A 24352-nucleotide genomic window follows, 5' to 3' on the forward strand; every position below is an offset into this window, starting at 1 on the left:
CAACTCGACCGGCGAAAAACCAGCCGACCGGAACATTCCATGCTTGCCAGACCTGACGCCTATCGCTGTATCGAATGCGGCTTGCCCTACCGGGCAGCCGGGTTTTCCTACTATCACGGCGAGCTGGCAAACGGCGCCGCCTACTGGTCGGATCGCGGCATATTGTGCTCGCCGCGATGCTCGCTTGCCCACCACCGCAAGCGCGCTGCAGAGGGCACGCTGCGGCAGGAGCCGGCGCCCGACCCGTTTGAATTTCAGCCCCTTATCCGACGGTGACCACAGCTTGGTAGCGACGGCGTTGAAGCTGTTCGCCTGACCCACCGCATCGGCTCGAAAAGTATTCCTTAACCATAGCGGTTCAGCATTCGCCCTTGATCAACGGGGATTCCCTGTTTTGAAAAGGACGGCGCGCTTCCTTCGCCGCACGGCGCTTCTCGCTTTCGCGGCAGCAATGGCGCTGTCGCCCGCGGCAAAGGCTTCGGATTTCTCCGAGCCGTGGAAGAACGCCGACCGCGCCCTGGTCATCGACGCCTACGAATATAATTCCATCGACTGGGCCCAGCTTGCCACCGACAAGCGCATCGTCGCCTTCATCAACAAGGCGTCCGACGGCATGCCGCCACCCTATTTCTGTTCCGGCGGCGACACCGAGGTGAAGCTCTGCAAGACGCTATGGAAGCGCCACGCGGTGACGCGCGAGCTGTTCCAGACACGCAGGGTCGTGGCCAAGGCGCTCGGCATGAAATGGGGCGCCTATCACCTCGCCCGCCCCGGCAATCCAGTCGAGCAAGCCAACAATTTCCTCGATTTCGCCGACCCCGCACCGGACGACCTCATGGCCCTCGACATCGAGGGCATCGATCCCACGCAATGGATGTCGCTCGACGACGCCGAGGAGTTCGTGCGCCAGGTGCACCGGCGCATCGGTCGCTTCCCTGTGCTCTACACCAACGGCAAGACCGCCCAGTACATCGCTGACAACCGCTACAAATACCGGCTCCTGTCGCGGCTGCCGCTTTGGTACGCGCGCTACAAACCTGACATCGAAGTGCATTTTCCGATGGGCAACTGGCAGGGCTATGCGCTCTGGCAGTTCTCGGCACAGGCCAATTGCGGCCGGTTCCGCTGCCCTTATCGGGTCGCCGGCACGCCGAACGATATCGACGTCAATGTGGTGCCGACGAATGCCGCCGCGCTGCGCCAGCAATGGCCGTTCGGCGGGCTGATCGACGTGCCTTCCGATTATCTTGCCAGCGTGCCGGTGCCACTCTCGCGGGAAGCCGCCCTGACCGGCAAGGCCACTATCATCTACGCCGATGTGGCGACGCCGCCGACTGTCGAGGAAATAGTCGCGGTGCTCGGTTCGCGCTGGTCGAAATTCCGCGACGGGTTTCGCATGCCTGTCGTGAAGACGGTGCCGCCGCGGCCGGGCTTCGGCATCGTCCAGTATGTCGCCTGGAAGCGGACCGGGCAGCGCTCGCCCGCACAACTCGACGCCGCCTTCGCAGCGGCCGATCCGCTCAGCACCGCTTCGACCGAACTCGATCGCAGCCAGCGGTAGCCGCCGCCCATCGGTCGGAGCTTCAGTCAGCCTTCTCGCGCGCCACGGCCTGCCAGCCGATGTCGCGGCGACAGAACCCGTCCGGCCAATCGATGCGGTCGAGCGCGGCATAGGCGCGCGCCTGCGCCTCGCCAACCGTGGCGCCGGTCGCCGTGACGTTGAGCACGCGGCCGCCATTGGCAACCAGGGCGCCGCCATTGATGGCGGTACCGGCATGGAAAATCTGGACGCCTTCGCCCGCGGCGTCCTCGACGCCACGAATGACGGAGCCTTTTTCTGGCGTGCCGGGGTAACCCCTCGCCGCCATCACCACGGTCAGCGCCGCCTCGCCACGCCAGCGCACCGAGGTATGCGCAAGCTGGCCGTCGACGGCGGCATTGAGCAGGACCAGCAGGTCGTCCCTGAGCCGCATCATCAACACCTGGCATTCCGGATCGCCGAAGCGGGTGTTGTATTCGATCAGCTTCGGCCCGTTTTGCGTGATCATCAGGCCAGCGAACAAAATGCCAGCAAAGGGCGCGCCAAGCTCGGCCATGCCGCGCATGGTCGGCTCGATGATCTCGCGCATGGTGCGCTCGATCATGTCAGGCGTCATCACCGGGGCCGGCGAATAGGCGCCCATGCCGCCGGTGTTGGGGCCGACATCGCCATCACCGACACGCTTGTGGTCTTGGGCCGTGCCGAAAGGAAGTGCCGTGGTGCCGTCGCAGAGGCAGAAGAAGCTCGCCTCCTCGCCGGTCATGAATTCCTCGATCACCACCTCCGCGCCGGCGGCGCCGAAGGAGCCGTCGAAGCAGGAAGCGAGTGCCGCCTGCGCCTCATCCATTGTCATGGCGACGGTGACGCCTTTGCCGGCGGCGAGCCCATCAGCCTTGATAACAATCGGCGCGCCTGTCTTTTCGACATAGGCCTTGGCTGAGGCCAGATCGCCGAAACGGCCATAGGCGGCGGTCGGGATGTTGTACCGGGCGCAGAGATCCTTGGTGAAGCCCTTCGAGCCTTCCAACCGCGCGGCGGCCTTCGAAGGCCCGAAGACGCGGATGTTTTCGGCGCGCAGATCATCGGCGATGCCGGCGACGAGCGGCCCTTCCGGGCCAACCACGACGAGGTCGATTTTTTTCTCCCGGCAGAAGGCGGCGACGGCGGCGTGGTCGGCAATATCCAACTTCACCAGCTCGGCCTCTGCGCCGATGCCCGGATTGCCTGGAGCGGCATAGAGCTTGGTCAGCAGCGGCGAGGCGGCGATCTTCCAGGCCAGTGCATGTTCGCGGCCGCCGGAGCCGAGAAGAAGAACGTTCATGGCCACCTCTTGATGCCAACTATCCCATAGAGAGAACAACCCGCTATTGCTCTCTGGACGACGGGTCAAGGCATCAGGGTGGATTGATCGGAATTGCGCACGGGAACGTTATCCCCCTGCGCAAAAGGGGCGCCCGCCACCGGCGCCCCTATTCCGGCACTCGCTCAGCCCTGGTGGACCACCGGGAACCAGTCCTCGCGCAGCTTCTGCCCCGGCTGCATGCCATGGCCATGATAGGGTGGCGAGGTGCGGCCGGGCCGCTCGACATAATGGGCATCGTCGCCGACCCAGCGCAGCGACAGCGCCCGGCGCCGTGCCGCTGTCATATTGCCGCGCGCGCCGTGCGCCGTCCTGAAGTCGAACAGGATGGCGTCGCCGGGCTCCATCTCCCATTCGATAACTTTCATCGATGGATCCTGGTCGGGATCCGGCACCGGACGATAATCGCCCTCGGCCGCATAGAAATTGCCGTCGTCCAACCAACGTACCGGCAGGATCATCTTGTCCCATTTGTGCGAGCCGGCGATCAGGCGCAGCGTCGCCTCCTTCACCGGATCGATGGGGATCCAGAAGCTCACCGTCTGCTGGCCATCGACAAAATAATAAGGAATGTCCTGGTGCCACGGCGTCGGTTTCTGCGTACCGGGTTCCTTGACCAGGACATGGTCGTGGAAGAACTGCGCCGTGCGCGACTGCATCACCGCGGCTGCCAGTCGCGCCGCCGGCGATTCGCGCACCACCTTGACGAATTCGGGGATGCGTTCCCAGTTGCAGTAATCGTCGAAGAAACTGCCGCGGCCATTGGCGATGTCGGACGCGGTGGCGCTGCGGTTCTGCAGGTTGCGCTCGATGCCGGCGGCGATCGTGTCGACCCAGCCCTTGAAGGCGCCGCGGATGCAGACCGCGCCGTCACGCTGGTAGTCGGCGATTGTCCGGGCATCGATGATTTCGGTGTCCGTTGCCCGTGTAGCGGTTTGGGAAGCCATAATGTCCTCCTTTCAGGATGGAGGCGACTATCGCAATGGCCGCTCATTCAGTAAAATAATAACTTCTCATCTGACACATAGGTTTTGACTATGAGTCTCACCCTCACCCAACTCCGCTATCTCATCGCCGTCGCCCGCCATGGCAGTGTCACCGGCGCGGCCCGGGCGCTCAACGTTTCGCAGCCGTCTATTTCGGTGGCCATCGACGCCATCGAAAAGGATTTCGGCCAGAAACTGTTCGTGCGCCAGCGGGGAAGCGGTGTTTCGCTGACCTCCTTCGGCCGTGTCGTGGTGGCGAAGGCCAGACAGGTTCTTGCCGAGACAGACGAACTCCTGGGCCTGGGGAAGGCCAACTCGGCGGTCGGCGGCGAACTGGTGCTCGGCTGCTTCGAGGATCTGGCGCCCTTTTTCGCGCCGGGCCTCATCCGCGCCTTCTCCGAACGCCATCCAGCGGTCACCGTCATCGTCCGCGACGAGACGTTCGAGACGCTCGGGCGGCGCCTGGCGGACGCGGCCGTCGATCTCGGCCTCAGCTACGATCTCGGCCTGCCGTCGCATTTCACCCGCATCCTGCTGCACGAGTTGCGGCCGCATGCGCTGTTACCGGCGGGCCATGCGCTGGCCGAACGTTCCGAAGTCAGCCTAGCGGATCTGGCCGCCTACCCGCTGATCACAACCGACCAGCCGCATAGCTGGCACCATATGCTAGACCTGTTCCGGGGCCGCGGCCTGTCGCCCGTCACCGACATCCGCGCAAGCTCGTTCGAACTCCAGCGCAGCATGGTGGCCAACGGTTTCGGCGTCGCGGTCAGCTATACCCGCCCGCATGGCGACCACAGCTATGACGGCCTACGCCTGATCTGCAAACCGCTGTCGGATCCGCTGCCCATGCAGCGCATCATTCTCACCCACGATACGCAGCAGCGCGTGTCGAACGCGGCGCTGGCTTTCATCGAGGTGGCGAAAGTCTGGTTTTCCACACGCGATATCTTCACCTCCTGACGGATGGTTGGGCGCTCCCTGCCTGCTTGCCGCTTGACGGGTTCCGCCGCTGCTGCCACTCCATGCCAATGGAACCTGTCCAGTCGAAAGCGGCCCAGGGCCGCGTCGCCGATGCGCCGAACGGCCATTGGGTCTACCGCGTGCTGCCGCGCGCGATCTGGCCCTATGCGCAGCTTGCGCGGTGGGACAGGCCGATCGGCTGGCAGTTGCTGTTGTGGCCATGCTGGTGGTCGGCCGCGCTGGCGGCGAGCGCCTATCCCCGGCCTGGCGACCCGCTGCTTTCGCTGTTGCCGGCGCCCTTGTACCTCGTGCTGTTCCTGATTGGCGCCATCGCCATGCGTGGCGCCGGCTGCACCTATAACGACATTGTCGACGAGGACATCGACAACCAGGTCGAACGCACCCGCTCGCGCCCGCTGCCGTCCGGCCAGACCACGCGCCGGCGAGCCTGGCTGTTTCTTGTGCTGCAGGCCCTGGTTGGCCTGGCGGTTCTCCTGCAGTTCAACAGCTTCGCCATCCTGCTCGGCGTCTGCTCGCTGGTGATCGTCGCCGTCTATCCATTCATGAAGCGGATAACCAACTGGCCGCAACTGTTTCTCGGCTTTGCCTTTTCCTGGGGCGCGCTGATGGGATGGGCGGTCGAGTTCGGTGATCTCGATGGCCCCGCCATCATGCTCTATATCGGTTCGATCCTGTGGGTGATCGGCTACGACACGATCTACGCGCACCAGGACAAGGAAGACGATGCCATTGTCGGCGTGCGTTCGACGGCACGGCTGTTCGGCGACAACACCAAGGCGTGGCTCGCTGGACTTTATGGCGGCATGCTGATCTGCTTCGCCATCGCCTTCGCCTCGGCGCAGGCCCCGGTGGTGGCGCTGGCGGGACTGATCGGCGCCGGTGCGCATCTGGCCCGGCAGATCGCGGTGCTGGATATCGGCGATCCGGACCAGTGCCTGCGGCTGTTCCGGTCGAACAACCAGGTCGGCTGGCTGATCTTCCTCGGCCTGATCGGTGGTGCGCTGTGGGTGGCGCTGAAGCCGCTGGTTTAGCGGCTTTTTCCTTCTCCCCGTCACTATACGGGGAGAAGGTGGCGGCAGCCGGATGAGGGGCAGCGCCGACCTTGAAGGCGAGGCGAAATGCACGGCGGCGACAGGCCGCTTGCATTCTACCAAAGTTTGAAATGGCCAAATCAGCGGAGGTCGGCGCTGCCCCTCATCGCCCTGCCGGGCACTTCTCCCCGTATAGAGACGGGGAGAAGAAAGCTAATCGCGGGAAATGATTTCCTGGCCGTCGATGACCAGCCTGAGGCCGAGGTTCCCGGTTCTGCGACGGGCAAGGAAGCGCGGGCGGCGCGTGTTGGAAACGCGGCCCTTGCGACGGTCCTGCGGCGGCAGTGTCTTGATGGCGGCGCCGAGCGATTCTTCCAGGGTACGGGCGACGCCGTCCGATTCGATCAGCAGCATCGGCAGACGGTAGGCATCGGCCCAGGCGCGCCAATCGGCGGCGACGTCTTCGAGATCGTCGGCCACCAGCAGCGGCACCGACAGCATCGGATCGTTGTGCAGGAGTTCCAGGGTCACAGTGACATTGCCCTCCGGATCCTCCATCGCACGGGCGGCGACACCGCGAAATGCATTGGCGGGCAGTACGATTATCGCCGGCAGGCCGCTCATCTCGAGCAGGCGGCGGATCACGGCGCCGCGCTGGTCGATGGTGAAGGTTACGTCGCCATAATCGTCGCGCGTCGCGTAGCTCACCACCTGCGGCAGGCGGAATGGGTCGAGACGCATGTTGCGTCCCGCCCAGACTGGCTTGAGTCCGGTGTTCACGTTCATAGAGCGCCTTCCTGTCTGTCTCCTGAGAGCCGGTGTCCGGTTCTCTCCGGGCCAGTTTTCCCGGCCTCGTTATGGGGAAACAGTAGCGCCGGCTCCTTACCGCCGCGCTTAAGAAAGTCGGTTAAATTTTGCTGATCTCAGGGATGGTTATCGGAATGCCACCAGCCACAAGATGTTGAAAGGATCAGATAACCTTACCGGGATTCATGATGCCGGCCGGGTCGAAGGCGGTCTTCACCCTGCGCATCAGATCGATGGCCATCGGCGGCGCGGTGGCGATCAGTTCGTCGCGCTTCAACTGGCCGATGCCGTGCTCTGCCGAGATCGAACCGTGCAGGCTGCGCACCACGTCATGCACGGCCCTGTTCATGGCATGGTAGAGCGCCAGAAACGCCTCGTCGTCGCCGTCGACGGGCCGTGAAATGTTATAATGAAGATTGCCATCGCCCATATGGCCGAAGCAGACCACCCGGGCGCCGGCACTGACCGAGGCCACCGCGCCGGCGGCCTCCGCGATGAAGCGCGGTATCGATGCGATCGGCACCGATATGTCGTGCTTGATCGAAGCGCCTTCCGGCTTCTGCGCCTCGGGCAACAGCTCGCGGAAGTTCCAGAAGGCATCGCCCTGCCCGAGGCTGGCGGCGATGACGGCATCGCCGACGAATTCCTTCTCGAGACCCGCCGAAAGCACATCCTCGATCAGCGCCCGCGAATCCTCCGACGAACGGCCGGACGATATCTGCATCAGCACATACCAGGGCCAATCCTCCATCAGCGGCCGTGTCACGCCCGGGGCATGCGCCAGCGTGAAATCGTATGGCCGCTTGCCGATCAGTTCGAAGGCGGTGAGCGCGGCCCCGGCGCGGTCCATGGCCAGGCTGAACAGGGAAAGGGCGGCCTCGGGCGACGACAGGCCGACGAAGGCGACGTCCCTTCCCTTGGGCTTCGGAAACAGTTTGAGCACGGCGGCGGTGATCACGCCTAGCGTGCCTTCGGCGCCGACGAACAGGTTCTTCAGGTCGTAGCCGGTGTTGTCCTTCTTCAGCTTGCGCAAATCGTCGAAGACCTCGCCGGTCGGCAGCACCACCTCGACGCCGAGGCAGAGCTCGCGCGCATTGCCATAGGCAAGCACGCCGGTGCCGCCGGCATTGGACGAAAGATTGCCGCCGATCTGGCAGGAGCCTTGCGCGGCGAGCGACAGCGGGAACAGCCGGTCGGCGGCGTCGGCCGCTTCCTGCAAGGTCTGCAGGATGACGCCGGCCTCGACCGTGACCGTGTTGGACAGGACATCGATCTCGCGGATGCGGTTCAGCCGCGACAGCGACAGGACGATCTCATGGCCGGATTTGTCAGGCACCTGCGCACCGACCAGCCCGGTGTTGCCGCTTTGCGGCACGATTGGCGTTCCGGTCTCTGTCGCCAGCCGCATGATCCGGCTGACCTCGTCGACGCTGCCCGGCCGCAGGACCAGGGACGTCGCGCCATGCCAGAGGCCGCGTCGCTCGATGAGATAAGGCGCGATGTCCTGCTGGTCGCGCAGCGCATATTTGTCGCCGACGATGGCCACGAAACGATCGATGAGAGCGGGATCGAGTGTCTTGGCGGTTTCGGTCATCCGGGAAAACTACGTTGTGGGCTGTGCGTTGTCACGAGGAGCGGCGGCACGGGAGAGCCGGTCGTTGATCGCCTCGCCGAGCCCGTCAAAGGGAATCTTCTCAACCGCGATGGTGCGCGCGCCGCTACGGTCGAGATCCTGCATGTAGGCGAAGAGATTGCTTGCCGCCTCACGCAGGTCACCTGTTTCGGACAGGTTCAAGAATGCGGCCGCATGATGCCAGCCTTCCGCGCGCTGGTCGCCGAAGGCAAGCAACGCTTCGTCTTCGCCAACCGTGCCGGCATTGAGCCGCACCGCCGCGCCCGGCGCGTAGTGCGAGGCAAGCATGCCCGGCGCCTCGACCCCGGCAGCGCCGCCGCGCAGCAACTCCATGCCGATGGCCGCCTCGATCTCCGCGGCGGCGATGCCGCCGGGCCGAAGCAGGCGCAATCTTTCGCCTTCGGCCTTGACGATGGTCGATTCCAGCCCGACCGGTGTGGCGCCGCCATCGACCACGAGCTTGATGCGGGCGCCGAGGTCCACCGCAACGGCCTGCGCCGTCGTCGCGCTGATCCTGCCGGATGAATTGGCGCTGGGCGCGGCAAGCGGTCTGCCAAGCCTGGCGATCAGGTCGCCACCAAACCCCCTCGGCATACGCAAGGCGATCGTGTCGAGCCCGGCGGTGACCAGCGGATGAATGCCGTTGCCGGGGCGCTGCGGCAGCACCAGCGTCAGCGGACCCGGCCAGAAGGCAAGCGCGAGTTTCCTCGACAGCGGATCGAACAGCGCGATGCGCTCGGCCATCGCCATGTCGGCGACATGGGCGATCAGCGGATTGAAACGCGGCCGACCCTTGGCTTCGAAAATGCGCGCCACGCCGATGCCGTTGGTGGCGTCGCCGGCCAGTCCATAGACGGTCTCTGTCGGAATGGCGACGACATCGCCGCCCTCAAGCAGCGCCAACGCCGGTTCCATCGCTTCGCCGACGGCAAGTATTTCAGCCACTCTCGTCACCTCGCGGATGCCGGCTGCGTAGTACGACAGCGCCGCCGGGGCAAGCGGGCAAAGGCAATTCGTCAATTCCTAAAATGCTATCTTTCCATGAAAGCCGGCATCAATCGCCGGGCCCTATCGTGCAGCTTCTGGGCAATGGGGAGCTATGTCAGTGTCTTTGCGTATCTGGGGAACGCTTGTTATCACTCTGGCTGCCGCGGTTGGCGAGACTCAGGCCTCGTCGCTGGTCTTTCCCGGCGCGCCGGCCTCGACGCCCTCCGTCGTTGTGCTGAAGGCGACCGACGGCAAGGCGAGCGACGTGGTGTCGGTCGTTGCGCTCGGCGAGCCCGACGTCACCTATGAAAAGGTGGCGGCAATCCCGGACAAGGCCGAGGCGAGGCACCCCTTCCCGCAGAGCCCGACGATCATTCGTGGCGGCGTCGTCGGCGGCGCCTTCCAGACACCCGTGCAAGCCAAGGCGCCGGCTGCGGCAACCGCCCCCGCTACGGCAACCGCACCCGCGGCAGCGACCGCACCCGCGACAGCGACCGCCTCGGCAGCCCCCGCGCCAGCGCACGGAAAAGCGGCGGCAGCCGCGCCACCGCCAGCCAAACAGCCGGCTTCAGGAGCCGGCAAGGTCAAATAGCGACCTGCCAACTGACCGATCAAAATGCTCAACGGCTTGACGGCAGTCCGGCGCCCCGTGCACCATTGTCAGGCGAATTTCTTCCAGACGTATCTCGCTGGCGGCCCTGCGGTCGGCCTTTCGCCAAGCGGCTCCGGCAGATGGGATTGCATCGTTCAAGGCAAGGGGGTTGCTCATGAAAAAATCGAAGACCGTTACAGTGGCTGGGCTTTTGCTGGCGTCATTGCTTAGCGGCGTGGCCCATGCGGACGACATGCTGGGATCCTATGTCGCGCGCATTTCCGATCGCGATCACCAGGCAAGTGACGGCTATGCGCTGGACAGCGCCGCGCAGATGGTGCGGCAGGACCGCGCCAACTGGCACAAATTCCATCGCCGCGACAGCGACGACGAGGGCGACGCCTGGTTCAGGACCAATGACCAGCGGGCCGACCTGCAGCGCATGCTGGAGCGCCCCGGCGCTATGAGTTCCTCAACCAAGCGCGCCATCGTCAATGGCGAACCGCTGATCCAGGTCGACGTCTACGAGAACAGCGTGCGCGTCAGCATTCTGGAGAACTGAAAAGTCGGCGTTCGGGAAAACCAATCAAATCGAAAAAGGGCGACGCGAGAGCGCCGCCCTTTTTCGCGAAATCCGCCTGAAAAATCAGGCCGCTTCTTCCTTGTCGTCGTCGTCTTCTTCGGCCTCGCCGTCTTCGGATTCTTCCTCGCCCTCGGCGTCGTCGCCTTCGGCCTTCCCGGCGTCATCGGCGTCGTCTTCGTCGGACTCTTCGCCGTCTTCGTCGTCGCCTTCTTCGTCATCACCATCCTCGTCTTCGTCTGACAGATCGGCGGCTTCGACCGCGGCAGCGGCATGATCGAGAGCGGTTTCGGAAGCGGATTCAATCGCCTCGGCGGGGGCCGAGGTTTCTTCTGTCACTTCGATTTCGTGATCGGAATTCATGGAAGCCTCCGTTGGGTTGGGGAACATGTCCCTTTTGCCACGGAGAGATCATCGTCATATGACTGTAAGCCGGCTCGAACGGCCGGCTGGACGATATTTTTCCTCGCCTCTCAACCAGCGATTTTCGAGAAATCCGCGACCTGACCGGTAGCCGTGCGAATGCGCGTGAGCAGCGCAAGGCGGTTGGCGCGCACGGACAGGTCCTCATCATTCACGAGAACATGCTCAAAGAATGAATCAACGGGTTCACGCAACACGCTAAGCGCCAGCATGGCAGCGGAAAAGTCTTGGTTTTGAATCGCTTCGCCGGCTTGCTTCTCGGCCTGATTCACCGCCGCGAACAGCGACTTCTCCGCATCCTGCCGGAACAACGCCGGCTCAACGGTTTCGGCGACCGCCGTTTTCTTCTTCTCCTCGGCGGCCAGGATGTTCGCCGCGCGCTTGGTGCCGGCGAGCAAATTCCTGCCGTCCTCGGTGTCGAGGAAGGAGCCAAGCGCTTCGACGCGCCGAACGATCTGCAGGAGGTCGTCGGACTGCGGCGTGATGACGGCGTCGATCAGATCATGCCGTGCGCCCTGGTCGCGGAGATAGACTTTGAGGCGGTCGTGGAAGAACGACAAGAGGTCAGCGATCAATGGCGACAGCGATGCCTCAAGCTCCATCAGACGCTGACCGTCAAAGAACTCTCGCTCCTGATCGGCGGAGCCAAAGGTTTCTGAGTTCGCCTTGGCCAGCCCGCCTTTCAACAAGTTGGAAATCACGCCTGCTTCCGACAACAATCGGCTTGCACCCTTGTAGTCGCGAATGCGCAAGTCGAGCATCGCAACGACGCCACTGCTCTCGGCGCCTTCGCCTTTTTGTTCGTACGCGGCGAGTGCCGAGGAGACTGCGGTCGCGATGGCGATGCCCAGCGAAAGCTTGAGCTTGTTTTCCAGTATGACCCTCACGACGCCGAGCGCAGCGCGACGCAGCGCGTAGGGATCCTTCGATCCAGTCGGCTTTTCGTCGATGGCCCAGAACCCGACCAGCGTATCCAGCTTGTCCGCGAGCGCCACGGCGACCGACACCGGATCGCTCGGCACATAATCGGACGGGCCCTGCGGCTTGTAGTGCTCTTCCGCCGCCGCCGCGACAGAAGAATGATCGCCTTGCAGCAGCGCATATTTGCGGCCCATGGCGCCTTGCAATTCCGGAAATTCGCCGACCACTTCGGTGGTGAGATCGGCCTTGGCCAGGACAGCAGCACGGCGCGCCAGCACTGGATCCGCACCGACGATCGGCGCCAGTTCTTCCGCCAGCCGGGCAATCCGCTCCACCCGCTCGCCCTGCGTGCCGAGCTTGGCATGGAACGTGACATTGAGATGGTCGAGCCGGGCCATGCGCTGGTCGAGCGGCTTCTTCAGATCGAGCCCAAATTTTTTCGCCGATGCTTCCAGTTCGACGAGATCGGGCAGATCGCCCTGGTCGGTCGTCCAGAAATAGAGCGCGTCGGACAGGCGGGCGCGCACCACCTTGCCGTTGCCGTGGGCGATCTCCTTGCCGCCGTCCTTCGCCTCGATGTTGGCGGTGAGGATAAAGCGGTTGGAGAGCGCCTCGCTTTCACCCTGTGGCCGCGTGACAAAGCACTTCTGGTTGGCGCGGATGGTCAGCCGGATCACCTCGGCCGGAATGGCCAGGAAAGCCTCTTCGAACTCGCCCATCAACACGACAGGCCACTCGACCAGCCCGGACACTTCTTCGAGCAAGCCCTCGTCCTCGACCAGGTCGAGCCCGTTGGCGAAGGCGAGGTTGCGGGCATCGGCAAGGATGATCTCCTTGCGCCGGTCTGCGTCGAGCACGACCTTGCCCGCCTCCAGTTTGCTCACATAATCGTCGAAGCGGCGCACCGTGATTTCGCCTGGTGCAAGGAAACGGTGGCCGTAGGTGATGTTGCCGGAACGGATGCCGTCGATCTCGAAATCGACCACGACCGGCTCCTCGGTCTCGGGGCCGAAGGTGCACAGGATCGATTGCAGCGGCCGCACCCAGCGCAGCGATCCCGGCTTGGCCGAGGCCGGTCCCCAGCGCATCGACTTCGGCCAGGGGAAATTGCGGATGATATCAGGCACCAGTCCGGCGATGATCTCTTCGGCCGCCCTGCCCGGCTTCGAAATATGGGCGACGTAGAAGTCGCCCTTCTTCGGGTCGGAATGGACATGCGCTTCGGCGATCGATGACAGCCCGGCCTTGCGCAGGAAGCCCTGGACGGCCTGTTCAGGCGCTGATGTCGACGGCCCCTTGATGTCCTCGTGAATGTCCTTCGAGCGAGCGTTGAGGCCACGGATATCGAGGGTAAGGCGCCGCGGCGTCCAATACTCACGCGCCGCCTCATAGGTCAGTCCCGCCTCGACCAGACCGTCGGTCAGCATCTTTCTCAGATCGCCCGCCGCCTTGCGTTGCATGCGGGCAGGGATTTCCTCGGAGCGAAGTTCGAGCAACAAATCCGGCATCAGCGTATCTCCGCCCGCATGCCATTTTCCTGTTTGCGCGTCCTCGCGCCTCCGGCGCTGCGGTCGCGCGGCTGGGCGGGAATCTCTTCGGAGCGAAGTTCTAGAAGCAGGTCAGGCATAGGGTCAGCTCATGCGGGAGAGTGGTCCGCGCGGGGCATAGCAACTCGGCTGGCCGCTGTCACCCTTTCCAGAAATTTTGACCCTCCTGTCGGGATGAGGCGATCCGGCCCGTCCTTGGATCAAAGATTTCCATGAACCTAACGCAGCGCTGAAGCGACCCACGCTCAGGCAGAGAACTATTGGCTGAACGATGATGAAAACGGCATCCAGACTTCTTCAAATCCTCGCGCTCAGCGCCTGCTTCACCGCGCAGGCCCACGGCGCCTTCTCCATGCCGGGCGTGCGGCAGGCGCTGCGGACGATGTCTGGTCCGAGCGGCCAGATCCTGCCGCCGATCAGCGCTTCCCTCGAAATGATCAACGGCACTTGAGACTCAGGCCGCCGCCAATCCACCGGCCTGCGTTTTCAGGAACGCCTCGCCGCAGGCTTTCGCCAGATTACGCACCCGCAGGATATAACTCTGCCGCTCGGTGACCGAGATCACGCCACGCGCATCGAGCAGGTTGAAGACGTGGCTCGCCTTGATGCACTGGTCGTAGGCTGGAAAGACCATTTTGTGCATCGGCAGATTGTCGTTCGATGCCGGCGCGCCGGCCTCGAGCAACGCCTTGCACTCGGCTTCGGCGTCCTCGAAGTGCCGCAGCAGCATCGCCGTGTTGGCGTATTCGAAATTGTGGCGCGAATATTCCTGCTCGGCCTGCAGGAACACGTCGCCATAGGTGACCTTGTCGGCGCCTTCGCGGCCGTTGAAGTTGAGGTCGTAGACATTGTCGACGCCCTGCACATACATGGCCAGGCGCTCCAGGCCGTAAGTGAGTTCGCCCGCCACCGGCGCGCATTCGATGCCGCAGACCTGCTGGAAATAGGTGAACTGCGACACTTCCATGCCGTCGCACCAGCATTCCCAGCCAAGGCCCCAGGCGCCCAGCGTCGGGCTTTCCCAGTCGTCCTCGACAAAGCGTATGTCGTGCAGCAGGGGGTCGACGCCGATCGCGGCCAGCGAGCCGAGATAGAGCTCCTGCAGGTTTGGCGGATTGGGCTTCAGGATCACCTGGTACTGGTAATAATGCTGCAGCCGGTTGGGGTTCTCGCCATAGCGGCCGTCCTTGGGACGGCGCGAAGGCTGGACGTAGGCCGCGTTCCAGCGCTTTGGCCCGAGTGCGCGCAGCGTCGTTGCCGGATGAAACGTGCCGGCGCCAACCTCCATGTCATAGGGCTGCAGGATGACGCAGCCATAGGCGGCCCAATAATTGTGCAAGGTCAGGATCAGCCCCTGGAACGAGCGGCTGGGGTGCATATGGGCTGGGATTTCAATCGTCACGATGGCCTCGGCGACACAGGCTAGCTTGCGGCCACGTCCTAGAGACACGGCGGCGAAGCGTCAAGCAAGGCGCGTCCGATGCGAGCCGCGGTGAGCATGCCGGACTATGTTGAAACGTTGCCCAGCGACTGGCCCATTGCCCGCCGCCACGGTCCGCGATCCAATTCGACAAAGCATCCGCGTCAAGCACAGCAGGTCGAGCCATGTCCAACCCGATCATCATCCGCCCCGTCACGCGCCACGATTTCGAGCAGTGGCTGCCGCTGTGGGACGGCTACAACGCGTTCTATGGCCGTTCGGGCGAGATGGCGCTGGCGAGCGACATCACCGCAATGACGTGGTCGCGCTTCTTCGACGCCTACGAGCCGGTCCATGCGCTGGTCGCCGAAAGCGGGAGCCAGTTGCTTGGCCTCGTCCACTACCTGTTCCACCGCAGCACGACGGCGATCGCACCGAACTGCTATCTGCAGGACCTTTTCACCAACGAGGCCTCGCGCGGCAAAGGCATCGGCCGGGCGCTGATCGAAGGCGTCTATGAGCGCGCCCGGGCGGCCGGTTCCGGCCGAGTGTACTGGCTGACGCATGAAACCAATCACACGGCGATGAAGCTCTATGACAAGGTCGGCGAACGCTCGGGCTTCGTCGTCTATCGAAAGATGTTCTGAGGACGCTCCAGCGCGTCGCCGCGTCTACTGGGAACGCCATGCGCCTTTCCAACGAAAACGGGGCTCCGAAGAGCCCCGTTCGCATTTCAAAAAGGCGATTTTCACCCCTTCGGGGCGGGAACCGGCTCTGGCTTGACCTTCGGGGTTTCCTGCGCCGTGTTGGACTCGATCGGCGGCAGGCCCTTCATCAGCTTCTGCTGCAAGGTGGCCAGCACATCGGGATCGGGCTTCAGGTCGCGGGCCTGGTTCCACTGGAAAGTCGCTTCCAGCTTGCGGCCGACGCGCCAATAGGCGTCGCCCAGATGGTCGTTCAGAACCGGATCTTCCGGCTTCAGCGAGACCGCGCGTTCCATCTCGCGCACCGCGTCATCGAAGCGGCCGAGGCGGAAATAGGCCCAACCCAGGGAATCGACGATGTAGCCGTCGCTCGGCCTGAGATCGACGGCCTTCTGGATCATCTCCAGGCCTTCCTTCAGGTTGGTGTTCATGTCGACCCAGGAATAGCCGAGATAGTTCAGCACCTGCGGCTGGTCTGGCTGCAACTCCAGCGCCTTGCGGAAATTCGGCTCGGCTTTCGGCCATTCCTTCAGCCGCTCATAGGCGATGCCGCGCTGGTAGAAGATGTTCCAGTTGGCAGCGGTCGGCGTCTTCAGCACCTCGACGGCCTTGTCGTAGAGATTGGCGGCGGAACGGAAATCATCCTTCGAGGAGTAGACACCGCCGAGCGCCAGATAGGCGCGCATGTCGTCGGGATGGGCTTCGACGAAGGCCTTGAGATGCGTGATCGCCTCGTCATGGCGGTCGAGATCGGCAAGGTTGAGGCCAAGCTGCAGGTCCGAAATCTCCTTCAGCGGCGAAGAGTCGGGGATACGCCGATAGAGCGCGATGGCGCCTTCGCCGTCCTTCAACTGTTCGGCGACGGCGGCGAGCTGCACGAGGGCCGCGTCGCTGTCCGGCTTCAGGGCCAAGGCATATTGCAAATAGAGGCGCACGAATGGCTCGCCGCCGCCACGGTTGAGCGCGGTGGCAAGATCGAGCAGGATTTCGGAAGCACCGTCGGACGGACCGGACACGAAGGGCGCGATCTTGTCGCCCTTGCTTATCCTGGCGCGCAAGGCGACGATTTCCAGCTTGCCCGGCGAAAACGCCTCGGCCTGGTCGAGCACCGAGATCGCCTTGGCCTTGTCGCCCTTGCGGGCCAGGAATGAGGCATAGGCCTGCGCGTTGCGCATCCAGGTTTCAGGCGCCGCACCGCCGGCGGCGGTATCCTGCATCGTCGCGGCGTAGATCGCCTCCGCCTTTTCAGGCATGTTGGCGGCATCGGCGACCAGGGCGCGGTGGAAGGATTTGAACAGGCCGAACCAGTCCGGCCCCTGCAGCTTGTCGATCGAAGCCATCGCTTCGCTGGCCTGGCCGGCACCTTGTTCGGCCCAGCCGGACATGACGCCGGAGATCAGCCGGTCAAGATCGGATTCCAGCGACAGCTTGAGCCAGTACTGCGCCTTGGTGAAATCCTTCTTGTGGAAGGAATCGACCGCCAGCGCCAGGCGCGAGAAGCGCTCGACATCGGGCACTTCCTTGAGCTTGTCGGCATAGACCAGCGACTCGTCGAAGCGGCCTTGCGCGATCAGCGACAGCATCAGGCTCTGCTGCAGCGCGGTGTCGCTCGGATTGAAAGCCAAGGCCTGCTTGTAGTACGCGATGGCGCTGTCGAGGTCGTTGTCGCCTTCCGCGATCCGGGCAGCCAGGTAGGCGCCCGAGAACGACGAGATCTTGACCGGTTCGGTTGATTGCTTGGCATAGGCCGGCAAAGCCGAGATCGCCATGCCCGTCACAATTGCCAGCCTTGTCAGCCAGCGCGCACGTCCTTGCTGCATCATATCCCTTTCAGCCAGGCGCCATCTCCGCATCAGCGGGATCGACCCAGACTCGATCTTTCCGGGCAAAGCATGGCCTTTTTGGGGTCGCGCTTCAATCTACCCGAAATTCACAATCGGGTCACCCGATTAACAAACCATGGCTAAATGGGACAGTTTTGCGCGTCAACAGGCCGTTGCAGCCGCGTATCGCGATAACCACCGCTTGCCACCGCGCCGCACAGCCCGTTCCATTCGCAGCCCACGCAAGCCTTGCGCACGTGGCCGGCCGAAAACGCCTGCCGTAGCCGCATCAGGATCGTGGCATCGAGATCGAGGCGGACGCCGTCACGGATCGGCCGAGCCAGCAGCGCTTCCACGTCATCCCTTGCCTGCCGGTCTCGCCCGGCCGCGCTGTCGCGCAAGCAGTGCGGATCCGGCTCGCCAAGCAACGGGGCGCAGATGTCGTCCGGTCCGGAAACGAGGAGGATGTCCTCGCCCCGGCTCAGGCGCTCCGCGATCCCGTCATAATTGGCGGTGAAAGCGGGACTGTATCCCTTGCCCACATAGGTGAGCAGGCAAAGGAGATGATGGGCGCGAAGCCTGATCGTCACGGCGTCGGCAGGTTCATCTTGCCGCGCGGAAGCGCCATCAGCGTCGCGGCGCCAAGCGCCGACTTCAGCAATCCGCCGACGATGAACGGCACGAAGCCGAGGGTGATGGCCTTCTCGGCGCCGATCATGACGGCAAGCCAGGCCGTTCCGAGCACCAGGCAGGCAAGGTTGCCGAGCAGCATGGCAATAAAGGCGAGCACCACCCTGTTACCGTTCCAGCCGCGTTCGGCCAGCCAGCCGACAAGTGCGCCGACAACCGGGAAGGCAAAGAGATAGCCGCCCGTAGGGCCGACGAAGTGCTGCATGCCGGCAGCTCCCCCGGCCAGGACAGGAAAGCCGACAGCGCCTTCGACCAACCAAGCGGCGATCGTCACCGCGCCAAGCCGCCAGCCATAGAGTGCGCCGATCAACGTCACGGCGAAGGTCTGCATGGTCACCGGAACCGGCACCATCGGCACCTCGATGTAGGAGGATAGCGCCAGGAAGAGCGTGCCAAGCACGACGGCGCCGGCCTGCCAGCCGACCGATCGCTGCTGGAGGCGCAGCGGGCTGAAGGACGGTCTTGCGGACGAGAATGCGAGGTTGGTCATAGGCTTCCCTTCAATCGATCCAAAATTATAGATAATTTCTGCATTCGATCTATTATCGAATCCACATTTTTGGATCTTTAGCAAGCCTGAGCTCGGAAAAGGTCGCTTAACCCACGATCGCGAAAGCTTCGCGCGTGGCGCCGGACGCTGTCCTGATCGGCTTGCGACCAATCCATTGGACATGCCGTCCCAGTGTTGCCGCGGCCGATTCGGCGTTGCCCTGCCGCAAGGCGGCGAGGATCGCCCGGTGGTCCTGATCGGTGCGCGTCTCCCATTCCGAGCGCCATGCCGCGAACAGGAAGCGGGCGCTTGCCGCGTGGAGGTCGTCGATGGTGGCAAGCAGGCGCGGCATGCCGCATGGTGCGAGGATCAGCCGGTGAAAGGCACGATTGGCCTCCTCCCACGACCTGACGTCGCGGGATTTGTCGCCGGCCTTGGTCGCCTCCTCGGCCTGGTCGAGAATGGCCGAAGTCAGGTGCGGCGCGGCGTGGCGCAGTGCCAGCACTTCGAGTGCGGCCCGCATTTCGGCGACTTCCTTGACCTCGCCCAGATCGAAGGCAGCGACGCGCACGCCACGGCGCGGCTCACTGACGGCCAGGCCCTGCGCCTCGAGGCGGCGGAACGCCTCGCGCACGGGGACATGGCTGGTGTTGAATTCCTCGGCGACATGATCCTGCCGCAGCCTCGCCCCCGGCTCGATCGCGCCGGAGATGATGCGGTCCGCCAGTACCTTGCTGATGCGCACCGCTATGGTGTCGTCCGTGCCCTTTGCCATGATTTATAGATAATTTGCGGCAAGGCCGCTTGTCGAGACGGCGGGGGCGAATTCACAGGCGTCTTTCCTCTAGCGCAGCCGGCAGGTGCCCCGTGAAAGCCGGTCTTCTCAGTTCACCCGGCTGATGCAGAAGTCGATGACGTCGACCAGCGCCGATTTCTGCGGCGTCTCTTCCAGCGGCGCCAGCGCGTCGCGGGCGATCTCGCCGAAATGGCGGGCGCGCCCGATGGTGTCGGCAATGGCGCCGTGGCGGGTCATCAGGCCGATCGCCTTTTCCAGTCCGGCGTCATCGGTGACATTGTCCTCGATGGCGCGCTTCCAGAAGGTGCGTTCGGCCTTGCTGCCGCGCCGGTAGGCGAGGATGACCGGCAAGGTGACCTTGCCCTCGCGGAAATCGTCGCCGACATTCTTGCCGAGATCCTTGCTGGTGCCGCCATAGTCCAGCGCGTCGTCGATGAGCTGGAAGGCAAGACCGAGATTCATGCCGTAGGAGCGCAGCGCCGCGCGATCGTTGCGGGTCGCCTGGGCGATGACCGGGCCAACCTCGGCGGCGGCCGAAAACAGCGCGGCGGTCTTGGCCTTGATGACGGCGAAGTGCTCGTCCTCCGTGGTTTCGAGGTTCTTGGCGGCGGCAAGCTGCATCACCTCGCCCTCGGCGATGATCGAAGCGGCGCTCGACAGGATGTCGAGCGCTTCGAGCGAGCCGACATCGACCATCATGCGGAAGGCCTGGCCGAGCAGGAAATCGCCGACCAGCACGCTGGCCTGGTTGCCCCAGATCATGCGGGCGGTCTTCTTGCCGCGCCGCATGCCGCTTTCATCGACGACGTCGTCGTGCAGGAGCGTGGCCGTGTGCATGAACTCGACCGAAGTGGCGAGCTTGACATGGCCTTCGCCGGCATAGCCGAACATCTGCGCCGCGGCCAGCGTCAGCATTGGTCTCAGCCGCTTGCCGCCGGACGAGATCAGGTGGTTGGCAACCTCGGGAATCATCTCGACGTCGGAGCCGGCCTTGGACAGGATCAGCTCGTTGACGCGCCCCATATCGGTCGCCGTCAGATCGATCAGATCCTTGATGGAGGCGGGCTCCCGCTTCCCGTTTTCAATGTTGAGAACGACACCCACGACAATCACTCCCGTCTTGGTATAACGCGTGCGACGGCACCCTTAGTCCCGGCATGGACTCTAGGGCGGCGGACACGGGCACGGCAAGTGGCGAATTGGCGCGGCGGCGGCGACAGCGTGTCAACGCCGGGAAATGCGGGAATGCGGCCGCACGTTTACATGCACGCTGCAACCTGCGAGTTTCTTGCGATGATAGAACTCATCCGCACCAACGACGCCGTCATCATCTCCTTTGTCGAATCGCTGATGCGCGATGCCGGCATCGGCTGCTTCGTCGCCGACCAGAACATGAGCGTGCTCGACGGCTCGCTCGGTATCCTGCCGCGGCGCGTCATGGTCGATGCCGACCAGGCCGACGCCGCGCGCCGCATCCTGACCGATGCCGGCATCGCAAACGAGATCCGGGGGAAATAATGTCGGCCGCGCCAGCCGCCCTTGCCACGGATGCGCCGGCCCATACGGTCGATGCCTTCCACCGCGGCCGGTTCTGGCTGGTGCAGCCCAAGCATGGCGGCCATCGCGCCGGGATGGATGCGATGATGCTGGCCGCGTCCGTGCCATCCTCCTTTGGCGGACGGCTCGCCGATTTCGGAGCCGGCGCCGGTGCTGCCGGTCTGGCGGTGCTGTCGCGCTGTCCGGGCGCCCAGGCTGTGCTGGTCGAACGCGCGCCCGAGATGGCGGCCTTCGCGGCGGCCACGCTTGCCCATCCCGGCAATGCACATCTCAGCGATCGCGCGGCCGTGCTTGTGGCCGATGTCACCGTGTCGGGTCGGGCCCGGGCCGCCGCCGGCCTTGCCGACAATGATTTCGACTTCGTCATCATGAACCCGCCTTTCAACGCCGCACGGGACCGCGCCACTCCCGAGCAGCTAAGAAAGGAAGCCCATGTCATGGAGGACGGGCTGTTCGAAAACTGGATCCGCAGCGCGGCGGCGGTTGTCAGGCCGCGCGGCGGACTTGCCGTCATCGCCCGGCCCGAACAGCTCGGCTCCATTCTCGACGCGATTTCAGGCCGCTTCGGCGAAGCCGAGATGCTCGCCGTGCACCCTCGCCCGGACGCAGCGGCAATCCGCATTGTCGTGCGGGCAGCACTTGGGGCACGGGGAAAGCTCGCCATCCGTCCGCCCCTGATGCTTCACGCGCGATCGGGCAACGGCCCCGACGAGCGCAGCGAAATGATCACCAACGGGCTCGCCTCGCTGTTCGGAGATTGAGCTGTTCGCGGCCCTGCACATTGCCGTTGGCCGGGAAATCCCTACATGCCTGCAACCACCGCCGGAGACCACGTCATCGTGAAACGTCTTTTCAACCGTCTGCTGCCGAAGTCCTGGCGCTCCACCGTCGTCACCGTTCCGGTCATCCGGCTGCACGGCACCATCATGGCCGGCGGCGGCCAGTTCCGGCCGAGCCTGTCGCTTGCTTCCACCGCCGGACTGATCGAAAAAGCGTTTTCCTTCGACGCGCCGGCGGTCGCGATCTCGATCAACTCCCCCGGCGGCTCGCCGGTGCAGTCGCGACTGATCTTCAAGCGCATTCATGACCTTGCGGTCGAGAAGAATAAAAAAGTGCTGGTCTTCGTCGAGGATGTCGCGGCCTCCGGCGGCTACATGATCGCTGTCGCCGGCGACGAGATCTTCGCCGACCCATCGTCCATCGTAGGCTCGATCGGCGTGGTGTCGGCCTCGTTCGGTTTTCCGGAGCTGATGAAGAAGATCGGCATCGAGCGGCGCGTCCACACCGCCGGCCAGAACAAGGCGGTGCTCGACCCGTTCAAGCCGGAGAAGAAGGAAGACGTCGAGCGGCTGAAAGCGCTGCAGCTCGAAGTGCACGAGACTTTCATCGATCTGGTCAAGGAGCGGCGCGGCACGAAGCTCAAGGACGATCCGGATCTGTTCACCGGGCTGTTCTGGACCGGCAAGCGAGGCCTGGAACTCGGCCTCGTGGATGCACTCGGCGACATGCGCACGGTGCTGAAGACCCGCTTCGGGCCGAAGACCCAGCTCAGGCTGGTCTCGGCTCCGCGCGGTTTCCTCGGCCGCTTCGGCCTTTTCGGCTCGAGCAAGGGCTTTTCAGCGCCCGATATCGCCGCGGCTGCCGCCAGCGGCGTCATCGATGCGGCGGAAGAGCGCGCATTGTGGGCGCGCTTCGGGCTTTGAAAAAGCCATGAAAGCGTCTAGCATGGTTGCCCGAAAGACCCGACCGACCGCCCTTACCGGCCCAGCGTGGTAGGAGTTTTGACATGCCGCAGCTCATTTTCTTCGCCGTCGTCGGCGTCGCCGCCTATTTCGGCTACCGCACCTTCCTGCGCGAGGCCGAGCGCGTGACGGCCAAGGTGCGGCGGACCGAAAAACAGGCGGCCAACGGCGCGATGGGAACGCTGGTCAAGGATCCGAAGACCGGCGAATACCGGCTGGCCAAGGACTGACCCTCATTTCACTCGCAATAGAGACTGTGGAATCCGGTCCGCGTGTCCGGACCTGGGCGGCACCCGCCAAGATAAATCTTGCTTTGCACGTCACCGGCAGGCGCCCCGACGGTTACCATCTCATCGAAAGCCTGGCTGTGTTCACGCGCTTTGGCGACAGGATCGAGATCGCGCCGGCTGAAGCCGACGATTTCAGCGTGTCCGGCCGCTATGCGGCGGACGTCCCGCTCGATGGCGGCAATCTGGTGCTGAAGGCACGCGATGCGTTGCGGCAGGCCGCCGGCATTCGGAGCACGCCGCCCGTGACCATCAGGCTCGAAAAGAACCTTCCGGTCGCGTCCGGCATGGGCGGCGGGTCGAGCGACGCGGCGGCGGTGCTGCGCGGGCTGGCGGAGAGCTGGGGCCTGGACATCGACAGCGCCGAGCTGGCGCGGATCGGCCTGTCGCTAGGCGCCGACGTGCCGATGTGCCTGGCGGCAAAGCCGCTGGTGGCGCGCGGCATCGGTGAGGAGTTGTCGATGGTGCCGGATTTTTCGGCGCTGGGTCTGGTGCTGGTCAATCCGGGAACGCCCGTCTCGACAGCGGAAATCTTCGCTTCACTGTCCCGTCGCGACAATGAGCCACTGCCGCCGCTGCCGCGCAGCATCGAGTTTCACAGCCTGCGCAACTGGCTGGAGGAGACCCGCAACGATCTCGAGCAGCCAGCCCTTGCGATGCAGCCCGCCATAGGCAGGGCGCTTTCATGGCTTGATAAGGCTGGATCGGGTTTTTCACGAATGTCCGGATCGGGCGCGACGTGCTTCGGCCTGTTCGAGACCGGCAATGTCGCCAAGCGCGCGGCGGCCGAGATCCGCGGCCGCCAGCCCGATTGGTTCGTCGCGGCAACGCGTAGCATGGCGTCGGAGGCTGAGTGAGATGGCCAGGATTGACGAGAGCCGTGCCTTCATTCCGGTGCGCATCGCGGTGCTGACGGTTTCCGACACACGCAGCCTCGCCGAGGACAAGTCCGGCCAGACGCTGGCCGATCGCATCACCGCGGCCGGCCACATCCTGGCCGGCCGCGACATCGTCACCGACGACCGCGAAAAGATCCGCGACACCGTCCTGGCGTGGTCGCGGGACAAGGCCATCGACGTCGTGATCACCACCGGCGGAACCGGCTTCACTGGCCGCGATGTGACGCCCGAGGCGCTGGAGCCGATTTTCGAAAAGCGCATGGACGGCTTTTCGGAAGTGTTCCACCGCATCTCCTACGACAAAATCGGCACCTCGACGATCCAGAGCCGGGCGACCGGCGGCGTCGTCAACGCCACCTTCGTCTTCGTGCTGCCGGGCTCGCCCGGTGCCTGCAAGGACGCCTGGGACGGCATCATCGAGGCACAGCTCGACTACCGGCACATGCCTTGCAACTTCGTCGAGATCATGCCGCGCCTGGACGAACATCTGCGGCGCGGCAAATCAGCCCCTTAAAAAGCCTAGGCAAAGTGCCGACTTCACGCCGTGTTCGCC

General features: G+C 64.2%; 27 protein-coding genes. 14 read left to right on the forward strand and 13 right to left on the reverse strand.

Going from position 1 to position 24352, the window contains the following annotated elements:
• The first annotated feature begins 39 nt into the window (after positions 1 to 39).
• Positions 40 to 276, forward strand: coding sequence for a hypothetical protein (locus EN845_RS27925; RefSeq protein ID WP_127873099.1), 237 nt, complete (start codon positions 40 to 42; stop codon positions 274 to 276).
• Positions 277 to 451: 175 nt separating this feature from the next.
• Positions 452 to 1561 carry a glycoside hydrolase family 25 protein gene (locus EN845_RS27930; protein ID WP_127873159.1) on the forward strand — a complete coding sequence of 370 codons (1110 nt, stop codon included), beginning with the start codon at positions 452 to 454 and terminating at the stop codon, positions 1559 to 1561.
• A gap of 22 nt (positions 1562 to 1583) precedes the next feature.
• On the opposite strand, the gene purD is transcribed toward EN845_RS27930, so the two are convergent.
• On the reverse strand, positions 1584 to 2861 hold the full coding sequence (gene purD / locus EN845_RS27935; RefSeq protein WP_127873098.1) for a phosphoribosylamine--glycine ligase: 1278 nt from the start codon (positions 2859 to 2861) through the stop codon (positions 1584 to 1586).
• A 164-nt stretch (positions 2862 to 3025) separates the two neighbouring features.
• Positions 3026 to 3847: a phytanoyl-CoA dioxygenase family protein gene (locus EN845_RS27940; RefSeq protein WP_127873097.1), complete on the reverse strand. Its 822-nt coding sequence runs from the start codon at positions 3845 to 3847 to the stop codon at positions 3026 to 3028.
• A 90-nt stretch (positions 3848 to 3937) separates the two neighbouring features.
• Here EN845_RS27940 and EN845_RS27945 point away from each other — a divergent pair, with 90 nt between their 5' ends.
• Both EN845_RS27945 and ubiA read left to right on the forward strand, forming a co-directional pair.
• Positions 3938 to 4849 (forward strand): LysR family transcriptional regulator, encoded by a 912-nt coding sequence (locus tag EN845_RS27945; protein WP_127873096.1) that lies wholly within the window; start codon positions 3938 to 3940, stop codon positions 4847 to 4849.
• A gap of 68 nt (positions 4850 to 4917) precedes the next feature.
• Positions 4918 to 5901, forward strand: a complete 984-nt coding sequence (gene ubiA, locus EN845_RS27950; RefSeq protein WP_167531507.1) for a 4-hydroxybenzoate octaprenyltransferase — start codon at positions 4918 to 4920, stop codon at positions 5899 to 5901.
• 213 nt (positions 5902 to 6114) lie between these two features.
• Here the strand turns inward: ubiA and EN845_RS27955 are convergent, their stop codons facing one another.
• From EN845_RS27955 to EN845_RS27965, 3 genes are all read right to left on the reverse strand, one after another.
• Positions 6115 to 6681 (reverse strand): DUF6101 family protein, encoded by a 567-nt coding sequence (locus tag EN845_RS27955; protein ID WP_127873158.1) that lies wholly within the window; start codon positions 6679 to 6681, stop codon positions 6115 to 6117.
• A gap of 190 nt (positions 6682 to 6871) precedes the next feature.
• Positions 6872 to 8302, reverse strand: coding sequence for an FAD-binding oxidoreductase (locus tag EN845_RS27960; protein WP_127873094.1), 1431 nt, complete (start codon positions 8300 to 8302; stop codon positions 6872 to 6874).
• Between the two features lie 9 nt (positions 8303 to 8311).
• Positions 8312 to 9286 (reverse strand): L-threonylcarbamoyladenylate synthase, encoded by a 975-nt coding sequence (locus tag EN845_RS27965; protein ID WP_167531502.1) that lies wholly within the window; start codon positions 9284 to 9286, stop codon positions 8312 to 8314.
• Positions 9287 to 9440: 154 nt separating this feature from the next.
• Here EN845_RS27965 and EN845_RS35570 point away from each other — a divergent pair, with 154 nt between their 5' ends.
• Positions 9441 to 9920: a hypothetical protein gene (locus EN845_RS35570; protein ID WP_245511820.1), complete on the forward strand. Its 480-nt coding sequence runs from the start codon at positions 9441 to 9443 to the stop codon at positions 9918 to 9920.
• Positions 9921 to 10095: 175 nt separating this feature from the next.
• Positions 10096 to 10482: a hypothetical protein gene (locus EN845_RS27975; protein WP_127873091.1), complete on the forward strand. Its 387-nt coding sequence runs from the start codon at positions 10096 to 10098 to the stop codon at positions 10480 to 10482.
• A gap of 84 nt (positions 10483 to 10566) precedes the next feature.
• On the opposite strand, the gene EN845_RS27980 is transcribed toward EN845_RS27975, so the two are convergent.
• Together EN845_RS27980 and glyS are read right to left on the reverse strand one after the other, a co-directional pair.
• Positions 10567 to 10863: an ATPase gene (locus EN845_RS27980; RefSeq protein ID WP_127873090.1), complete on the reverse strand. Its 297-nt coding sequence runs from the start codon at positions 10861 to 10863 to the stop codon at positions 10567 to 10569.
• Positions 10864 to 10973: 110 nt separating this feature from the next.
• Positions 10974 to 13352 carry a glycine--tRNA ligase subunit beta gene (gene glyS, locus EN845_RS27985; RefSeq protein ID WP_127873089.1) on the reverse strand — a complete coding sequence of 793 codons (2379 nt, stop codon included), beginning with the start codon at positions 13350 to 13352 and terminating at the stop codon, positions 10974 to 10976.
• Positions 13353 to 13665: 313 nt separating this feature from the next.
• Here glyS and EN845_RS35575 point away from each other — a divergent pair, with 313 nt between their 5' ends.
• On the forward strand, positions 13666 to 13842 hold the full coding sequence (locus tag EN845_RS35575; protein ID WP_168247829.1) for a hypothetical protein: 177 nt from the start codon (positions 13666 to 13668) through the stop codon (positions 13840 to 13842).
• 3 nt (positions 13843 to 13845) lie between these two features.
• Here the strand turns inward: EN845_RS35575 and EN845_RS27990 are convergent, their stop codons facing one another.
• Positions 13846 to 14793, reverse strand: a complete 948-nt coding sequence (locus EN845_RS27990; RefSeq protein ID WP_127873087.1) for a glycine--tRNA ligase subunit alpha — start codon at positions 14791 to 14793, stop codon at positions 13846 to 13848.
• A gap of 203 nt (positions 14794 to 14996) precedes the next feature.
• Between EN845_RS27990 and EN845_RS27995 the strand changes: the two genes are divergently transcribed.
• Positions 14997 to 15458, forward strand: a complete 462-nt coding sequence (locus EN845_RS27995) for a GNAT family N-acetyltransferase (RefSeq protein ID WP_127873086.1) — start codon at positions 14997 to 14999, stop codon at positions 15456 to 15458.
• 101 nt (positions 15459 to 15559) lie between these two features.
• Here EN845_RS27995 and EN845_RS28000 read toward each other — a convergent pair whose 3' ends face one another.
• The 5 genes from EN845_RS28000 to EN845_RS28020 form a co-directional block, all read right to left on the reverse strand.
• Positions 15560 to 17335: a tetratricopeptide repeat protein gene (locus EN845_RS28000; RefSeq protein WP_127873085.1), complete on the reverse strand. Its 1776-nt coding sequence runs from the start codon at positions 17333 to 17335 to the stop codon at positions 15560 to 15562.
• Positions 17336 to 17478: 143 nt separating this feature from the next.
• Positions 17479 to 17928: a DUF1284 domain-containing protein gene (locus EN845_RS28005; RefSeq protein WP_127873084.1), complete on the reverse strand. Its 450-nt coding sequence runs from the start codon at positions 17926 to 17928 to the stop codon at positions 17479 to 17481.
• On the reverse strand, positions 17925 to 18518 hold the full coding sequence (locus EN845_RS28010; protein ID WP_127277510.1) for a biotin transporter BioY: 594 nt from the start codon (positions 18516 to 18518) through the stop codon (positions 17925 to 17927). Before EN845_RS28010 ends, EN845_RS28005 begins: the two co-directional genes overlap by 4 nt.
• Before the next feature lie 106 nt (positions 18519 to 18624).
• Complete coding sequence (locus EN845_RS28015) at positions 18625 to 19293, reverse strand: GntR family transcriptional regulator (protein ID WP_127277512.1); 669 nt, start codon at positions 19291 to 19293, stop codon at positions 18625 to 18627.
• A 108-nt stretch (positions 19294 to 19401) separates the two neighbouring features.
• Positions 19402 to 20418, reverse strand: coding sequence for a polyprenyl synthetase family protein (locus EN845_RS28020; RefSeq protein WP_127277514.1), 1017 nt, complete (start codon positions 20416 to 20418; stop codon positions 19402 to 19404).
• A gap of 189 nt (positions 20419 to 20607) precedes the next feature.
• On the opposite strand from EN845_RS28020, the gene EN845_RS28025 reads away from it, so the two are divergent.
• From EN845_RS28025 to moaB, 6 genes are all read left to right on the forward strand, one after another.
• Positions 20608 to 20832: a DUF2007 domain-containing protein gene (locus EN845_RS28025; RefSeq protein ID WP_015318845.1), complete on the forward strand. Its 225-nt coding sequence runs from the start codon at positions 20608 to 20610 to the stop codon at positions 20830 to 20832.
• On the forward strand, positions 20832 to 21632 hold the full coding sequence (locus EN845_RS28030) for a methyltransferase (RefSeq protein ID WP_127873083.1): 801 nt from the start codon (positions 20832 to 20834) through the stop codon (positions 21630 to 21632). Before EN845_RS28025 ends, EN845_RS28030 begins: the two co-directional genes overlap by 1 nt.
• Positions 21633 to 21710: 78 nt before the next feature.
• Positions 21711 to 22574, forward strand: a complete 864-nt coding sequence (locus EN845_RS28035) for a S49 family peptidase (RefSeq protein WP_127873157.1) — start codon at positions 21711 to 21713, stop codon at positions 22572 to 22574.
• Positions 22575 to 22657: 83 nt separating this feature from the next.
• The gene (locus EN845_RS28040) at positions 22658 to 22843 is read left to right on the forward strand and encodes a hypothetical protein (RefSeq protein ID WP_127277518.1); all 186 of its coding nucleotides are present in this window, start codon (positions 22658 to 22660) and stop codon (positions 22841 to 22843) included.
• A 26-nt stretch (positions 22844 to 22869) separates the two neighbouring features.
• The gene (locus EN845_RS28045) at positions 22870 to 23757 is read left to right on the forward strand and encodes a 4-(cytidine 5'-diphospho)-2-C-methyl-D-erythritol kinase (protein ID WP_127873082.1); all 888 of its coding nucleotides are present in this window, start codon (positions 22870 to 22872) and stop codon (positions 23755 to 23757) included.
• A 1-nt stretch (position 23758) separates the two neighbouring features.
• Positions 23759 to 24313: a molybdenum cofactor biosynthesis protein B gene (gene moaB, locus EN845_RS28050; protein WP_127873081.1), complete on the forward strand. Its 555-nt coding sequence runs from the start codon at positions 23759 to 23761 to the stop codon at positions 24311 to 24313.
• Positions 24314 to 24352: the final 39 nt, after the last annotated feature.

Source organism: Mesorhizobium sp. M8A.F.Ca.ET.202.01.1.1 (assembly GCF_004791595.1).
Classification (GTDB): domain Bacteria; phylum Pseudomonadota; class Alphaproteobacteria; order Rhizobiales; family Rhizobiaceae; genus Mesorhizobium.

Coding starts and splice junctions, on each gene's coding strand:
- EN845_RS27925 (WP_127873099.1), top strand. CDS start 40: ATGCTTGCCAGACCTGACGCCTATCGCTGTATCGAATGCGGCTTGCCC.
- EN845_RS27930 (WP_127873159.1), top strand. CDS start 452: ATGGCGCTGTCGCCCGCGGCAAAGGCTTCGGATTTCTCCGAGCCGTGG.
- purD (WP_127873098.1), bottom strand. CDS start 2,861: ATGAACGTTCTTCTTCTCGGCTCCGGCGGCCGCGAACATGCACTGGCC.
- EN845_RS27940 (WP_127873097.1), bottom strand. CDS start 3,847: ATGGCTTCCCAAACCGCTACACGGGCAACGGACACCGAAATCATCGAT.
- EN845_RS27945 (WP_127873096.1), top strand. CDS start 3,938: ATGAGTCTCACCCTCACCCAACTCCGCTATCTCATCGCCGTCGCCCGC.
- ubiA (WP_167531507.1), top strand. CDS start 4,918: ATGGAACCTGTCCAGTCGAAAGCGGCCCAGGGCCGCGTCGCCGATGCG.
- EN845_RS27960 (WP_127873094.1), bottom strand. CDS start 8,302: ATGACCGAAACCGCCAAGACACTCGATCCCGCTCTCATCGATCGTTTC.
- EN845_RS35570 (WP_245511820.1), top strand. CDS start 9,441: ATGTCAGTGTCTTTGCGTATCTGGGGAACGCTTGTTATCACTCTGGCT.
- EN845_RS27975 (WP_127873091.1), top strand. CDS start 10,096: ATGAAAAAATCGAAGACCGTTACAGTGGCTGGGCTTTTGCTGGCGTCA.
- EN845_RS27980 (WP_127873090.1), bottom strand. CDS start 10,863: ATGAATTCCGATCACGAAATCGAAGTGACAGAAGAAACCTCGGCCCCC.
- glyS (WP_127873089.1), bottom strand. CDS start 13,352: ATGCCGGATTTGTTGCTCGAACTTCGCTCCGAGGAAATCCCTGCCCGC.
- EN845_RS35575 (WP_168247829.1), top strand. CDS start 13,666: ATGAAAACGGCATCCAGACTTCTTCAAATCCTCGCGCTCAGCGCCTGC.
- EN845_RS27995 (WP_127873086.1), top strand. CDS start 14,997: ATGTCCAACCCGATCATCATCCGCCCCGTCACGCGCCACGATTTCGAG.
- EN845_RS28000 (WP_127873085.1), bottom strand. CDS start 17,335: ATGCAGCAAGGACGTGCGCGCTGGCTGACAAGGCTGGCAATTGTGACG.
- EN845_RS28010 (WP_127277510.1), bottom strand. CDS start 18,518: ATGACCAACCTCGCATTCTCGTCCGCAAGACCGTCCTTCAGCCCGCTG.
- EN845_RS28015 (WP_127277512.1), bottom strand. CDS start 19,293: ATGGCAAAGGGCACGGACGACACCATAGCGGTGCGCATCAGCAAGGTA.
- EN845_RS28025 (WP_015318845.1), top strand. CDS start 20,608: ATGATAGAACTCATCCGCACCAACGACGCCGTCATCATCTCCTTTGTC.
- EN845_RS28030 (WP_127873083.1), top strand. CDS start 20,832: ATGTCGGCCGCGCCAGCCGCCCTTGCCACGGATGCGCCGGCCCATACG.
- EN845_RS28040 (WP_127277518.1), top strand. CDS start 22,658: ATGCCGCAGCTCATTTTCTTCGCCGTCGTCGGCGTCGCCGCCTATTTC.
- moaB (WP_127873081.1), top strand. CDS start 23,759: ATGGCCAGGATTGACGAGAGCCGTGCCTTCATTCCGGTGCGCATCGCG.